This is a genomic window from Metabacillus schmidteae (assembly GCF_903166545.1).
GTDB lineage: Bacteria > Bacillota > Bacilli > Bacillales > Bacillaceae > Metabacillus > Metabacillus schmidteae.
Genome location: NZ_CAESCH010000001.1, coordinates 728,987 through 742,870 on the forward strand (window position 1 = coordinate 728,987; position 13,884 = coordinate 742,870).

14 protein-coding genes are annotated in these 13,884 nt (G+C 35.1%); 12 read left to right on the forward strand and 2 right to left on the reverse strand.

Going from position 1 to position 13,884, the window contains the following annotated elements; translation table 11 throughout:
- The first annotated feature begins 116 nt into the window (after positions 1–116).
- The gene (locus tag HWV59_RS03505) at positions 117–1,352 is read left to right on the forward strand and encodes an ATP-binding protein (RefSeq protein WP_102231013.1); all 1,236 of its coding nucleotides are present in this window, start codon (positions 117–119) and stop codon (positions 1,350–1,352) included.
- A gap of 31 nt (positions 1,353–1,383) precedes the next feature.
- Here the strand turns inward: HWV59_RS03505 and HWV59_RS03510 are convergent, their stop codons facing one another.
- Entirely contained in the window at positions 1,384–1,905 is a 522-nt protein-coding gene (locus tag HWV59_RS03510) for a YpiB family protein (RefSeq protein ID WP_102231012.1), read from the reverse strand.
- Positions 1,906–2,024: 119 nt separating this feature from the next.
- Here HWV59_RS03510 and HWV59_RS03515 point away from each other — a divergent pair, with 119 nt between their 5' ends.
- From HWV59_RS03515 to megL, 3 genes are all read left to right on the forward strand, one after another.
- Positions 2,025–2,642: a class I SAM-dependent methyltransferase gene (locus tag HWV59_RS03515; protein ID WP_102231011.1), complete on the forward strand. Its 618-nt coding sequence runs from the start codon at positions 2,025–2,027 to the stop codon at positions 2,640–2,642.
- Between the two features lie 83 nt (positions 2,643–2,725).
- Positions 2,726–3,535, forward strand: a complete 810-nt coding sequence (locus tag HWV59_RS03520) for an Fpg/Nei family DNA glycosylase (RefSeq protein ID WP_102231010.1) — start codon at positions 2,726–2,728, stop codon at positions 3,533–3,535.
- 91 nt (positions 3,536–3,626) lie between these two features.
- Positions 3,627–4,811 carry a methionine gamma-lyase gene (gene megL, locus HWV59_RS03525; protein ID WP_102231009.1) on the forward strand — a complete coding sequence of 395 codons (1,185 nt, stop codon included), beginning with the start codon at positions 3,627–3,629 and terminating at the stop codon, positions 4,809–4,811.
- Between the two features lie 153 nt (positions 4,812–4,964).
- Here megL and HWV59_RS27220 read toward each other — a convergent pair whose 3' ends face one another.
- Positions 4,965–5,135 (reverse strand): aspartyl-phosphate phosphatase Spo0E family protein, encoded by a 171-nt coding sequence (locus tag HWV59_RS27220; RefSeq protein ID WP_328824178.1) that lies wholly within the window; start codon positions 5,133–5,135, stop codon positions 4,965–4,967.
- A 364-nt stretch (positions 5,136–5,499) separates the two neighbouring features.
- Here HWV59_RS27220 and HWV59_RS03535 point away from each other — a divergent pair, with 364 nt between their 5' ends.
- The 8 genes from HWV59_RS03535 to HWV59_RS03570 all read left to right on the forward strand — a co-directional run bounded on the left by HWV59_RS03535 (position 5,500) and on the right by HWV59_RS03570 (position 13,874).
- Entirely contained in the window at positions 5,500–5,733 is a 234-nt protein-coding gene (locus HWV59_RS03535) for a hypothetical protein (RefSeq protein WP_102231008.1), read from the forward strand.
- A gap of 4 nt (positions 5,734–5,737) precedes the next feature.
- Positions 5,738–6,862 (forward strand): GerAB/ArcD/ProY family transporter, encoded by a 1,125-nt coding sequence (locus tag HWV59_RS03540; protein WP_102231007.1) that lies wholly within the window; start codon positions 5,738–5,740, stop codon positions 6,860–6,862.
- Positions 6,859–8,466 (forward strand): spore germination protein, encoded by a 1,608-nt coding sequence (locus HWV59_RS03545; RefSeq protein ID WP_102231006.1) that lies wholly within the window; start codon positions 6,859–6,861, stop codon positions 8,464–8,466. Before HWV59_RS03540 ends, HWV59_RS03545 begins: the two co-directional genes overlap by 4 nt.
- On the forward strand, positions 8,459–9,682 hold the full coding sequence (locus tag HWV59_RS03550; RefSeq protein WP_175638075.1) for a Ger(x)C family spore germination protein: 1,224 nt from the start codon (positions 8,459–8,461) through the stop codon (positions 9,680–9,682). Before HWV59_RS03545 ends, HWV59_RS03550 begins: the two co-directional genes overlap by 8 nt.
- Before the next feature lie 193 nt (positions 9,683–9,875).
- Positions 9,876–11,195 carry a 2-hydroxycarboxylate transporter family protein gene (locus tag HWV59_RS03555; protein ID WP_235991657.1) on the forward strand — a complete coding sequence of 440 codons (1,320 nt, stop codon included), beginning with the start codon at positions 9,876–9,878 and terminating at the stop codon, positions 11,193–11,195.
- A 160-nt stretch (positions 11,196–11,355) separates the two neighbouring features.
- Positions 11,356–11,586, forward strand: coding sequence for an excisionase family DNA-binding protein (locus HWV59_RS03560; protein ID WP_102231003.1), 231 nt, complete (start codon positions 11,356–11,358; stop codon positions 11,584–11,586).
- 84 nt (positions 11,587–11,670) lie between these two features.
- Complete coding sequence (locus HWV59_RS03565; RefSeq protein WP_175638076.1) at positions 11,671–12,636, forward strand: alpha/beta hydrolase; 966 nt, start codon at positions 11,671–11,673, stop codon at positions 12,634–12,636.
- Between the two features lie 224 nt (positions 12,637–12,860).
- Positions 12,861–13,874, forward strand: a complete 1,014-nt coding sequence (locus HWV59_RS03570; protein ID WP_235991658.1) for a BMP family ABC transporter substrate-binding protein — start codon at positions 12,861–12,863, stop codon at positions 13,872–13,874.
- Positions 13,875–13,884: the final 10 nt, after the last annotated feature.

The following is a 13,884-nucleotide window of genomic DNA, read 5'->3' on the forward strand; positions in this document are numbered from 1 at the left end:
ATAGATAAATAGGTAGATATTCTTACAGAGCATTTATGAAAAATTTCCAGATGAGAGATAATTCTAGTACAAATATGCTATGATGAAAGAAAAATCTAGGTGAAGAGGATAACGAGATGAATCGATCAGGACAAATTATTCTGGTGTTAATATCGGTATTGTTTACAGCCTATCAAACAGTTGTGGGACAGGAACCATTTTTTACAGTGGATTTTTTTATTTTTACTTCTATTGCTTTTTTAGTAGGAAGACAGTATGATCTTGCAAAGTTCTATGCAAAGAAGGCAAAGTTGCAGGATGAAAGCTATAAAAAGCTGGTCGATACTTTTCCGGAATCAATTATTATTCATAAGAATAATAAAGTTTGTTATGTAAACCATGCAACAGTGAAGATGGTCGGTGCCAGGACAAAGGAAGAGTTAATTGATCAATCTATCCTTGATTTTATTGTTCCAAAGTACAAAGCCCGTGCTGAGGAACGAATCAAGATTAGCAAAAGAGAGAAGTCTCCATTGAGTAATATCGAATATGAATTAATAAGAATAGACGGAACAACATTTTTCTTTGAAGGAACTTCTATAAGTATTTCATATGGAACAAGTGAGGCAACTCTAACAATTGGTAAGGATATTACAGAAAAGAAACATCAAACAGAAAAGCTTCTTCTAAAATCTGAAAAATTGGCTTTGTTAGGGCAAATGGCTGCTGGAATTGCCCATGAAATTCGAAATCCTCTTACATCAATAAAGGGATTTATTCAGCTGTTTAAATCGAATCATCTTCAGGAAGAATATTATAATATTGTGCTGTCAGAGCTTGATCGCATAAATGCGATAGTCGGAGAATTCCTTGTTCTTTCAAAACCAAGTGCTTCCATATTTGTTGAAAAGGATCTTAATGAGTTAATCAAAGATGTGATTACATTAATGAGCACACAATCCATCTTAAATAATGTGCAAATATTCGCAGAGTTTGACTCGAATTTACCCCAGATTTGTTGTGAAGAAGCACAGTTAAAGCAAGTATTTTTAAATCTGTTTAAAAATGCCATTGAAGCTATGCCGGATGGAGGAAATATACATCTGAAGCTGAAAGAAAATGAAAAAGGTGCCATTCTTATTCAGGTGATTGATGAAGGCGTGGGAATTCCCCCTGAACGAATCCCTACACTAGGAGAACCGTTTTATACGACGAAAGAAAAAGGAACTGGCTTAGGACTCATGACTTGTTATAAGATCATTGAATCACATAAAGGAGAGTTATCAATACATAGTGAAGTAAACAAAGGAACAACTATTGAAATTCTTATCCCGACAATGACACAGCCGCTTTTAAAAAGGGAGTTGGTTTAAAATAAACGCATAGATTTTTTAATCTATGCGTTTATTTTTGCAATTCCTTCAGTTGTTTCACCAATTCATGGAAGAGCTCTTCGTTACGGTCATCGAGTGCCTTGTTAATTTGACTTTTTAATAATGCAATCTCAACAACAAGGTCTGTAGCTTTTGCGTCTTTTTCAGACTGCTCAAATTTTTTGATAGAATGGATACGTTGTGTTTCAACAAGCTGTGTATAGCGATGGTCAGAATGTTTTCCAAAATAGTGAAGGATAACGAATATCTTGTCAGCCGGGTTACTCATTAACGATCCAAAAGCTCTTGAAACATCTTCGGTTTTGAGACCGTTAGAATAAAAATGGAAGCCGGGTTCATCTGAGCTGATACTGGAGATCATGATGGTGCGTTCTTTAGGGTGTACGGATTCGGTAAAAGATAAATTCTTGAGGAGATGATGATTCTTTTGAATATATTCAATAAGTCTCCGTGCTTCCTTGTTTTTTAATTGATGATGGTCTAAAAACCATTTTAGAAATTCACCTTTTTTAGTGGTTGATATCCAATTCATTATAGCCCACCTTATCTATCAATCTTTTTATTAATCATAACACACTGTCGTAAATGATTGGGATGAGGTGTTTTTAAAGTTTGTGTCCGGAATAGTTTTTGGCAAAGGAGAAAAAACGAATGACAGAAAAGGCGTATGATCAATTACTTAATATTGACACAGATGAAGAACAGAAGGGATTTCACAAATCGTTTCATTATCACCGGTATGAACCTACTCCTTATCAAGGGTTAGAACAATTATTTCAGTACTATAAACTGACAGACAGTGATCGCTTAGTTGATTTTGGTTGTGGAAAGGGGAGATTGCCTATTTTTGTGCATCACTTATTTCACTCACCAGTTGCAGGAGTCGAAATGGACAATCGATTTTATGAAGCTGCTGTAAAGAACCGCAACAGGTATATCACGAAAACAAAGAAAAATGGAAATCAAATTGTTTTTCACCATTGTTTAGCCGAGGAATATCCAATAAACCCGGCAGACAATCGATTTTATTTCTTTAATCCTTTCTCTGTTCAAATTTTCATGAAAGTAATCCGAAACATTCTACAGTCTGTTGAAAAAAAGGAACGGGAAGTTGAATTGATTTTATACTATGCAGCAGAAGAGTATCTTTATTATTTGGATAATAAAACTCCTTTCATATTAAAAGAAGAAATGAAAATAAATGGGTTATATGAACATAATCCAAATGAGAGGTTTTTAATTTATCATTTGGAAAGTTATGAAGACTAAGGAGTTGTGTTGTTGTATTGGTACATGTTTACACCTTTGATATGAAATACTAACAAAAAAATTGTGTTAGGAAGGTGTTACATGTGCCGGAACTACCCGAGATGGAAAATTACAGAAGGATTTTTGAAAAAAAGCTTGTAGGAAAAATAATTCAGTCAGTAGAAGTGACAAGAGAGAAGTCGATCAATAAATCAATTCCTGCTTTTATAGGTGAAGTAAAAGGGAGAAAGCTAGTTGCTGTTGAACGCCGAGCAAAACATTTAGTTTTTAAATTGGATTCGGATGCGAATTTATTGCTGCATCTCATGCTTGGAGGGCTAATGTATATTGGAAATGAACATGATAGCCCTGATCGAACAAAGCAGGTTACTCTAACCTTTGATGACTGTCAATTGTTTTTTATTGGACTGCGATTAGGTTATCTCCATCTACTTTCCACTCGAGAGGTTGAACAGGAATTTCTTGATTTAGGCCCTGAACCCCTTGATCCGGGGTTTCAATTATCAGCATTTGATGAACAGCTTAAAAAGAAACGGGGAGCATTAAAAACCACTCTCGTTAACCAACAATTTATTGCCGGCATTGGAAATCATTACTCTGATGAAATTTGTTTTGAAGCAAAATTGTTACCTATGAGAAAGGGAGATGAACTTTCCCCTCAGGAAAGAGCTTCACTATTTCACGCCATTCAAACAATTTTAAATAGAGGGCTGAATTATGGTGGATATATCGAGATGCCGGTGTTTAAAGAAGATGAACGAACAGGAAAGTATAATGAGCACTGTTTTGTTTATGACCGGGAAGGTGAGCCTTGTCCTCGTTGTAAATCTATTATTGTGAAAGAAGAAATTTCCTCCAAAAAATCATTTTTCTGTCCTCAATGTCAAAAATGATGTAGTGTCAATCGTAATCCCCCTTAAGGATATAAACCATAGGAACCAAGACGGACAGTTTAAAATATTCTATAACAAGGGGGGAATTCCTATGAAAGAAAAGGAGTACAAATTTGCCACAAAGGCAATACATGCGGGCTATGATCCAAATCAGCATCAAAATAGCTTAACCCCACCAATATACCAAACATCCACATTTACATTTCCTACAGTAGAGCATGGAGCAAAAAGATTTTCCGGTATCGAAGAGGGGTATATTTACTCCAGATTAGGTAATCCAACGGTGTCAGTGTTAGAAGAACGAATTGCACAATTGGAGGGTGGAGAAGCTGCCCTGGCATTTTCATCAGGTATGGCTGCTGTTTCTGCGGTTTTAATTGGTATAACAAAAGCGAATGATCACATTCTTTGTTCAAAAGGAATTTACGGCTGTACATTTGGGTTATTACAACTATTAAAAGAAAAGTACAACATCGATCACACATTTTCAGATATGTCTTCAGAGAAGGAGATTATTTCACAAATAAAAGAAACGACAAGCTGCATCTATATTGAAACCCCTATGAATCCTACGATGAACTTAATTGATTTAAAAAAGGTTGTCACAATTGCCAAGGAAAGAAACATCAAGGTAGTTGTAGATAATACATTTTGTACTCCATACTTACAAACACCAATTATGCTAGGTTGTGACCTGGTTATTCATAGTGGGACAAAATATATCGGAGGTCATGGGGATGTTATTGCAGGTCTTGTAGTAGGAGACAAACATACCATTGATACCTTTAAAAAAACAACACAAAAAGATATAGGTGGAGTTATCTCTCCATTTGATGCATGGTTACTGCTTAGAGGCCTGAAAACATTGGCTGTTCGAATGGATCGTCATTGTGAGAATGCTGAAAAAATTGCCTTAAAGCTTAAAGGACATCCAAAGGTTAAGGCGATTTATTACCCTAAGGATGCAGATCATTCTCACTACCAAATCATGAAAAAACAAATGAATAATGGTGGAGGATTACTATCATTTGAAGTAAAAGGAACGTTTGAAGATGCTGTTAGATTTGTGAATCATTTAAAATTAATACCTATTGCTGTAAGTTTAGGTGATGCAGAAACACTAATTCAACATCCTGCTTCAATGACACACGCTGTTGTTCCTGCACATATAAGGAAGGAAATGGGGATTACAGATATGTTGCTACGTCTCTCTGTAGGTCTTGAAGCCTGGGAGGATATATGGGAAGACATACAATCAGCATTAAAGTATATATAGCTAGTGGCAAAATGCTACTAGTCTTTTTTATTCCATTCGTTAGATTAAAGACTCAAGGATTATGGCTTTAAGACAAGTTCTTGGAGTTATAAGTAAATAGGAGGACAGTATATTCTTGATTGATTATTGCGCATAGAGGATCTGCCCTAAAAACTAACTGCATGATCTTAAAAGTAATTGAGACTCTAGTATAAGTCTATCTAATTCTTGACTGTATTTAATTGTTTCGGGGTTATTCAGTCCTTTTGCCTGGGCAGTAGCGATCATTAATCTTCTAACTAAGTCTATTTTATGGCCCAGTTCTTGGTTTACATTATTCATCATTTTTCATTGCTCCCTATGCTTAACAGATCGTATATACCTATTATTATTGATTTTCCCCCATTTTGGAATGCCTTCGACAATCATTCTATCAAAAAGACAAAATTTTTATTGGTTTAGACATAATTTACCTGTATATTCTCTACTAGTTTCGTTTATTAAGGTATTTTCAAAAATAATCACAGAAAGATTTTGGTTCTTTCATACTAAAAAAGCCATATTTGTCCATAATAAAACTTATATCAGATGGTGAGGATGAGTATTATTGATCTGTTTCTTAAAATTTCCAAATAATAATATATAGGTTTGTCACAATATGTAGGGTTGGATATTGATATTTTTAAAAATGGTTTAAGGTGTGTAGCGAATGAGAGTTGTCATTTTTCTTACAATATTTGTCCTGCTTAGTGTATTGATTGCCCAGATTGATGCTTATCTTTATAGCAGTAATGTCATCACTCAGTTAAAAATACTTTTAGCAAATGAACCAGGATCTAATAAATGGATGATATACGGATTTCTACTAGTTGGGCTTCTTTCTTCTGTCTGGAATAGTGTGAAAGAAAAAGTACAAAAAATCAAAAACATAGGAAGTAAGTAGAGTAATGAAGCAGCAGGTAGAGAAAATTTCGCTTTGGCAGTTATATATTCTCATTGTTTGTTTTCAGATTGGTAGTGCAGCTTTAGTTGGAATAGGAAATGAAGCTAAGCAGGATGCTTGGATCGCTGTTATTATTGGAACGTTTTTTGGAATAGCTATTATGCTTTATTATTTATTTCTCCTTTCAAAGATGCCGGAGAAAAATCTGTTTGAGCTCTTAGTCTTTTGTTTCGGAAAGTGGATAGGAAAGCTTATCACCCTTTTGTATGTCATCTATTTTTTTTATATATCAGCAAGAGTTTTGCGAGATTTCTGTGAGCTCTTAGTTTCTACAATATTTGAGGTGACTCCATTAGAGGTTATCTCTATTACGATGATGCTTGTCATTGTCTATATATTTCAGCATGGCTTAGAGGTGCTGGGAAGAACAAGTGAGGTTTTCTTTCCATATGTTGTAGCGTTTATTGTCATGACAGGCTTAGGCATATGGTTCTCGGGGGAATTTGAAATAAGCAACGTCCGGCCGATCTTAGCCGAGGGATATAAACCTATTGTAAACGCGCTATTTCCACAGCTATTAACATTTCCTTTTGGAGAAGTGGTGACCTTCATGGTGATAAGTGCCTATATCGGCACAAAGAAACATGTGAAAAAGGTGAGTGCTGCTGGTGTATTTACTAGTGGTGTCTTACTCGCCTATGGGGCTCTCATCCAAATATCTACTTTAGGAGTTGATTTAAAGGAACGTGCAAACTTCCCATTATTAAGTGCATCACGTGAAATATCTCTATTGAATTTTATTGAGCGTGTAGATTTAATTATTGTGTTTTTCGTTATGTTCGGAATCATCGTAAAGGTGGGAATCTTTTTTTATGGCGGATTAAAGGGACTTGAATTAATAACAAATAAACCATATCGAAGTATGACGCTGCTTATGGGATCGCTCATTGCTTTTTTCTCGGCTGTTATTAGTCACAACTTTGTAGAGCATATTGAGGAAGGGTTAGTGTTTGTACCATTCTTTATGCATATCCCTTTTCAATTTGGTATTCCTTTGCTCCTACTGCCTTTTATTTTATGGAAAACAAGGAAAAAAGGAAAAAAGGAAAAAAAGGAGTCTAGCTCATGAGTAGTTTTTCATCTTTGTTTACAAGAAGAAAAAACAAAAATAGGGGAAGAACCTCTGAGAAGGAGATATATGATCAAGAGGGAATACCGAAGCATTATGACGGGAAATTGGATCGAGATTTAGGTAGTATACAAGAAGTGTTTCAGCAAACATCGGATTATGAAGAAATCCGTATTAAAGTTGGAGATCTGAAGGGGTGTGTTTGTTACTTAAGTACAACCTTGAACAAAAGTGAGCTGAATAAACAGGTTTTAGAGCCACTAAGGGAAGCGTTTAACCAATCTGAAAAAGATGCACATAGAGATATCGACTATATAAGAGAAGCATTTTTTCCGGCTGTTTCGTATGAATATGGAGAAACACTTCATCAACTTGTTTGGCAAATGTTAAATGGGTATGCCATTGTGATGATTGATCAGCACAATAAGGCTTTGGCATTAAATATTGGCGGGACAGATAAACGTTCTATTTCAGAGCCGAGTACTCAAACGATTATTCGTGGTCCAAAGGAAGGGTTTGTAGAGGATATTAATACGAATATAGGTCTTATTAGGAAAAAAATAAAAAATCCTCGGCTCATCTTTGAAGATTATACTGTTGGAAATGACTCAAATACTCAACTTACAATTGGCTATATGAAAGGGATTGTAAATGAGGATATTCTTAGTGAAGTAAAGACAAGGATAAATAAAATTAAAGCTTCAGGTTTACTTGATACAGGAAATGTAGAAGAATTTATCACGGATAATACCTTTACCCTATTCCCATTAGTTTATAACAGTGAACGACCTGATAGCATAAGCGGGAATATTTTGGAGGGGAAAATAGCCATTCTTCTTGATGGGTCACCATTTGTGTTGATAGTTCCATCCGTTTTTACAGATTTCTTTCAGTCAACAGAAGATTACTATCAACCTTTTTTCATGACCAGCTTTATTCGAATTATTCGTTATATGTCTTTTTTGATTACATTGACGTTTCCATCACTATATGTGGCAATTACAACTTATCATCATGAGTTAATGCCAACACCTCTTTTAATTAATATACAAAGCCAGAGAGAAGGGGTACCATTTCCTGCAGTTATTGAAATCCTAATGATGGAGCTTACCTTTGAAGTATTAAGAGAAGCAGGAATTAGAATGCCGCGGGCTGTTGGCCAAACATTATCTATTGTTGGTGCTCTTGTTATCGGACAAGCAGCAGTTGAAGCAGGTTTGGTTTCGAATGTTTTAGTTGTCGTTGTTGCTTTCTCTGCAATCGCAAGCTTTGTGTCTCCTATTTATAATTTTTCAATAGCTGCAAGATTGATTCGGTTTATTCTAATCGTTATGGCCGCATCATTAGGTCTATATGGTATTCTTCTATCTCTTATTGTTATGGTTATTCATCTAGTAAGTTTACGAACATTTGGAATTCCGTATTTAACTCCTGTGGCTCCGTTCAAACTAAAGGATCAAACAGATGTTTTTGTTCGAATGCCAATCTGGGGAGACCGCTATCGCCCATCATATTTGATGTCTAAAGCGCCGGTGAAAACAAGTGAGACATCTCAACCATCTCCTCCAGATCGAAAAACTGGAGGGAAAAAGGAAAATGAGTAAAAAAATCTTATTACTTTTTTTAACATTGCTTCTAATTTTGTCAGGATGTTGGGATCGGGAAGAACTTGATGAGATAGCGGTTGTGGCAGGTATTGCAGTGGACAAAGGAGAAGAAAAGAAGTATCGGATGACAGTTGAGGTTATTAATTCTGCTGAATTTGGTAAGCAAAGTGCACAGGGAAATGCGCCTGTGAACATATACACGTTAGAAGGGAATTCTCTCTCGGAATTATCAAATAAAATGAATGTTGGGTTAACTCGTAAGCTTGTATTTTCGCATACAAGAGTTCTCTATATTAGTGAAGAACTAGCAAGAGAAGGGGTTTTTGGATTTTTAGATTTTCTTGATCGAAGTGGACAGTTTCGAAATGACTTTAGTATTGTTGTCACAAGTGGTTATCCTGCTTCAGATTTCACTAAAATCACCTATCCCGTTCAAAAAAGTCCTTCATTGAAGCTTAGTACTCAAATTGATACACTCACGGATGAATGGGGTGGAAATCCGGATGTTCAGTTATATGATTTCATTACTTCCCTTATTTCAAAGGGGATCAATCCTGTTGCAGGAATCATATCCATCAGAGGAGAACCGGAGAAAGGACAGTCTGTAGATAATAATAAGGAGATTGCTCCTAGTGCATTGGTTCTTGCTGATGGGATGGCTGTTTTCAAAGGTGATAAAATGGTGGGGAAACTTTCTTTAGATGAGACTAGGGGATTTCTTTGGACAAAAGATTTAAGAAGTACGAGTCTGAGTATTGCATGTCAATCAGAAGATGCGAACACAACAAAAAAAGAAGAATTTTTTCTAGATGTTCGAGTCGTAAGATCAAAGGTGAAATTAGATGCTAAATATGAGAATGATCGACCAAAAATTAAAGTGAAAATTAATAGTGAAGCCAAGATACAAGGAACACAATGTCCAAAAGACTTGACGAAACTTAATGTGTATCGAGATCATGAACAACTTGTTGAAAAATTTGTGAAAGCAGAGATATCCCAGCTTATTAAGAAAGTGCAGAAGGAATATGAAGTAGATATCTTTGGATTTGGAGAGTCTCTCAATAGGCGGGACCATAAAAAATACAAAGAAGTTGAGGATAGGTGGGATGAAGAGTTTGCAAAAGCTGAATTGGACGTTGAGGTTGATATCGAGTTATTAAGAGCAGGAATAAAAAGTAAAAGCTTTAATGAGGATATAAATAAATCAAAGTAAATAAAAAGAGTAAAAGGCAGCCAGTACAGGTTGCTTTTTTTAGTTTCAAAAAGGTACCAATAATTTCAAAAGATATAAAATATCTGAATATTCTAGTAAACTTTGTATCGTATTGAAAGCGGTTACTGTAAATTCAGATAGTTCTTATAGTAATTTGAAAACTATTCAATGAGAATTAAAAGGGGGAAATAGAATGGAATCAACAGCAAAAAAAATGGACTATGAACCTAAGAGTGATATTCAACAAGTACAAACAAAAACACAATTGAACATTTTTAATACACCTGTTTTATGGTTCGTTATATTTGGAGTCATTACAATAGTAAGTATGTACACAGGAAACTTGCCAGGTGGCATGATTGGCAGTTTACTAGTTATGATTGTTTTAGGTGAAGCTTTTGGATGGTTAGGAGATCGTACTCCAATTGTGAAAACGTTTTTTGGTGGAGGAGCCATTGTAGCTATTTTTGGCTCAGCATATATGGTTTACAGTGGAGTACTCCCTGAATCAATAACAACATCAGTCACTGATTTTATGACAACAGGAGGATTTTTAGATTTTTATATTGCAGCATTAATTACAGGCAGTATTTTAGGGATGAATGCAAAAATATTAGTAAAGGTAGGATTGCGTTATTTTATTCCTATCTTTGGGGCGGTAATTGGAGCTATTATCATTGCAGCTATTTTTGGTAGTTTAGTAGGTTTTTCTCTTCAAGATGCCATTCTAGTTATTACTATGCCTATTATGGGTGGAGGAATGGGTGCCGGCGCAGTACCGATGAGCCAAATATATTCTGAAATGTTGGGGAATGAACCGAGCTATTATATCTCAATGCTAGTCCCTGCGTTAGCATTAGGTAATGTTTTTGCTATTGTACTGGCAAGTGTACTTAATATGGTCGGAAATAAGTTTCCTTCTTTAACAGGGAATGGCCAATTGATTAAAGGATTTAAGTATGAAAAAAGTGAACAAAAATATGATATTGGAAAAATGGGTGTTGGATTATTAGCAGCATTAACGTTTTTCACAATTGGTCATTTGTTAGGTGATTTTTTACCGTTACATCCTTATGCAATCATGATCATTATCGTAGCAGTTGCAAAAATTGCTAGTATTATTCCACAAGTTGTTCTGGACGGGGCTAGTCAATGGTATCAATTCGTCGCAAGTAACTGGACTTTCGCTCTCCTTTTTGGAATTGGAGTGGCGTATACAGATTTAAATACTGTTTTACAAGCGTTATCGTTCCAATACATTTTAACCGTATTTGGTGTAGTGTTAGGGGCAATTATCGGGGCAGGATTATTAGGGAAGCTCGTAGGCTTCTATCCGATCGAAGCAGCTATCACAGCAGGATTATGTATGGCAAACATGGGAGGTACAGGCGATGTTGCTGTTCTATCTGCATCAAAACGGATGGAGTTAATGCCATTCGCACAAATATCCTCAAGGCTAGGTGGAGCATTAATCCTATTACTGTCAGGATTAATAATACCTTTACTTGTATAATATAGTTCGGAGAAGCATCAGGTGATTTGGTCCTGGTGCTTTTCATATGGCTTTTTTCACAAATATTGTGGCTTATAAAATACTATTTGAACTCGATAATTGAAACATAGTATTATTTTTACTAATATAAAATCAATTAAAGAAGAAAAGGTGAATGTTGATGTATTTAACAGTGCAGGAGACAGCAGAGTACTTATCTTTACCAGAAGAGCAAATAAAAAAATTAATCTTGGAAAAAAAGATCAGAGCACTCTTTGATGGAAATCAATATTTAATTAATAAAGAACAATTTAATACACATCTGGAGCAAATGGAGAAATATAAAAAGTTAGTGGAAGAGTTTATGAAGGAACCGATTCCAGAAGATGTTGATGTAAAAGACGAGGATTAATTTTTTGTTTTTAATTGTAATGAAAATTTTCCGGATTAATGTTATCATTATCAATAATGATAACATTATAAAGGGGATAAATGTATGTATACTATTCGTGAAGAAGCAATCTCGATCATTCATGATATTACATTAAAGGGGACTATGGCTTTTCCATCAATAGAGTTGGAAAAATACCCTGCCATTATATTAATAAATGGTTCTGGTGGTTCGGATCGTGATGGAAATATGAAGAAACCTGCTATTCATTCAAATTTATATAAAGAATTAGCTCATTTTTTAACTGGATTGGGCTTTATTACACTAAGATATGATAAAAGATCTGTGGGAGAAAGTGAAGGAGATCCAATCAAATCCGGTATGTTGGATTTAGTTCGTGATGTGAAGGAAAATATTCAGTATTTAAAAAATCATCCAAAGGTAGATCGTGACAAAATATTGCTGTTAGGTCATAGTGAAGGATGTATCATCGGGACAGTTGCACATCAACAAATGCCAGTTGCCGGTTTGATTTTACTTGCAGGAGCGGCGAGTAATTTGGAAGAGCCAATGGCTTATCAAAATCAACTAATTATTGACGAAATAAAGAGTTTAAAAGGCTTAAAAGGGATCATGTTAAGAATGCTTGTCACCGAAAAAAAGATAAAAAAACAAGCGGTTGATTTAAAGAGCAAGATAGAGCAATCACAAGGTGATACGATGAGATATCAACTGAAAAAGATTCCGGTAAGATGGTTTAGAGAACACTACTCTTTTTCAACAGAAATGATTATTGACATCCTCAAAAATTCTCAATGCCCTATTGTGGCTATCACAGGTGATAAGGATGTGCAGGCAAATCCGGCGAATTTAAAGAGAATCGAGCAACTTGAAAAACCGGACGCAACATCAGTTATCATTCAAAACATGGATCACATGTTAAAGGAATTTCACGGAGAAAGAACGATGTTAAACCTTTTAAAACAATACAAAAATGAAGCAAAAGACCCGATTCATAATATACTTAAGGAAGAACTGAAGGATTGGTTGACAAAAAACATCCTGAAATAGTGAATAAGCTCAGTGTTTGATAAGGCACTGGGCTTATTTTCATAGACTGTTGTTCTTTATAAAGTACAACGGTCTATAAAATAGTGAAATGAAAATTAAAAAGAAATGAAGAAGAGTAAGTAATGTCGAATAATGTAGATATTTATCATAAATGTATAGCATGTGGTTAGATTGTTCGCTATAATGATATAAGGAAACTGTACAATCTTTAGGGAGAGAAAAGCATGATGCAACAATCGACACAACTAAGATTTATTGGGATAATGGCCGTGATTGTTGGAATTGTCTTTATTAGTATAATAGGGTTTAAAACGAAAGATATCATCTCGGAAATTGTAACAACTGGATCCAGCGTGAAAACTAAGGTGACAATAATAACAAATGACAAGATTGTAGATCAGAGCTGGGGAAGTCTGGCATATAAAGGAAAGCTTAAAATGGAAGAGCTTTTCCCAGTTGACGTGACGCTTTATAGTGAAATTAATACAAATGAATTAATAAAAGATACGATCGAAACAGCGATACAAAACAAAACAGAAGTTATAATTGGACATGGCCGGGAGTTTTCGGAAATGTTTACAAAAGCAGCAAAAAAGTATCCGGATATTCACTTCATTACTCTACATGGTACTTCCCAATATCCTAATCAATCTGTATATACATTCGACCAGGGAGAGGTTGAATACTTTGCTGCACTTTGCGCTGCAAAAATGACGAAAACAAATAAAGTTGGTTTAATAGACGCTTTTGAAGCAAGAGAGAAAAATCCGGAGTTTGAATCAGGATTAGCTTACTATAAACCGGAAATTGAATTTTATTATCGATATGTAGATAGTAGAGACGATGGTAAAAAAGCAACCAAAATACTTCAACAATTAATAGATGAGGGAGTAGATGTTGTTTATAGCAAAGGAAACTCCTACAATAGAGATGTTATAGACTTAGCTAAAAAGTCGGGAATTTATGTCATTGGCTACCTTGATGATCAATCGTATATGGGGAAGGATCATGTCATTACGAGTGTGAAAAACGATGTATCACAAGCATATGTTGTGATGATGGAAGATTACTTTAGTGAGGATGGTATTCCACATGGTCAAGTGATGTTAAGTGCTGAACATGGTGTGTATAGCCTGGCACCTTTTGGTCCAATGATATCAGATAAGGATAAACAATTTATTGAAAGTGAAATGAGTAAATATAAAAAAGGAGAGATTACCTTTCCTTCATTAAAATAAGGAGGATTAC

Excerpts from the sequence above, each read along its gene's own strand:
- HWV59_RS03505 (WP_102231013.1), top strand. The coding sequence starts at position 117 with ATGAATCGATCAGGACAAATTATTCTGGTGTTAATATCGGTATTGTTT.
- HWV59_RS03510 (WP_102231012.1), bottom strand. The coding sequence starts at position 1,905 with ATGAATTGGATATCAACCACTAAAAAAGGTGAATTTCTAAAATGGTTT.
- HWV59_RS03515 (WP_102231011.1), top strand. The coding sequence starts at position 2,025 with ATGACAGAAAAGGCGTATGATCAATTACTTAATATTGACACAGATGAA.
- megL (WP_102231009.1), top strand. The coding sequence starts at position 3,627 with ATGAAAGAAAAGGAGTACAAATTTGCCACAAAGGCAATACATGCGGGC.
- HWV59_RS27220 (WP_328824178.1), bottom strand. The coding sequence starts at position 5,135 with ATGATGAATAATGTAAACCAAGAACTGGGCCATAAAATAGACTTAGTT.
- HWV59_RS03535 (WP_102231008.1), top strand. The coding sequence starts at position 5,500 with ATGAGAGTTGTCATTTTTCTTACAATATTTGTCCTGCTTAGTGTATTG.
- HWV59_RS03540 (WP_102231007.1), top strand. The coding sequence starts at position 5,738 with ATGAAGCAGCAGGTAGAGAAAATTTCGCTTTGGCAGTTATATATTCTC.
- HWV59_RS03545 (WP_102231006.1), top strand. The coding sequence starts at position 6,859 with ATGAGTAGTTTTTCATCTTTGTTTACAAGAAGAAAAAACAAAAATAGG.
- HWV59_RS03550 (WP_175638075.1), top strand. The coding sequence starts at position 8,459 with ATGAGTAAAAAAATCTTATTACTTTTTTTAACATTGCTTCTAATTTTG.
- HWV59_RS03555 (WP_235991657.1), top strand. The coding sequence starts at position 9,876 with ATGGAATCAACAGCAAAAAAAATGGACTATGAACCTAAGAGTGATATT.
- HWV59_RS03560 (WP_102231003.1), top strand. The coding sequence starts at position 11,356 with ATGTATTTAACAGTGCAGGAGACAGCAGAGTACTTATCTTTACCAGAA.
- HWV59_RS03565 (WP_175638076.1), top strand. The coding sequence starts at position 11,671 with ATGTATACTATTCGTGAAGAAGCAATCTCGATCATTCATGATATTACA.
- HWV59_RS03570 (WP_235991658.1), top strand. The coding sequence starts at position 12,861 with ATGATGCAACAATCGACACAACTAAGATTTATTGGGATAATGGCCGTG.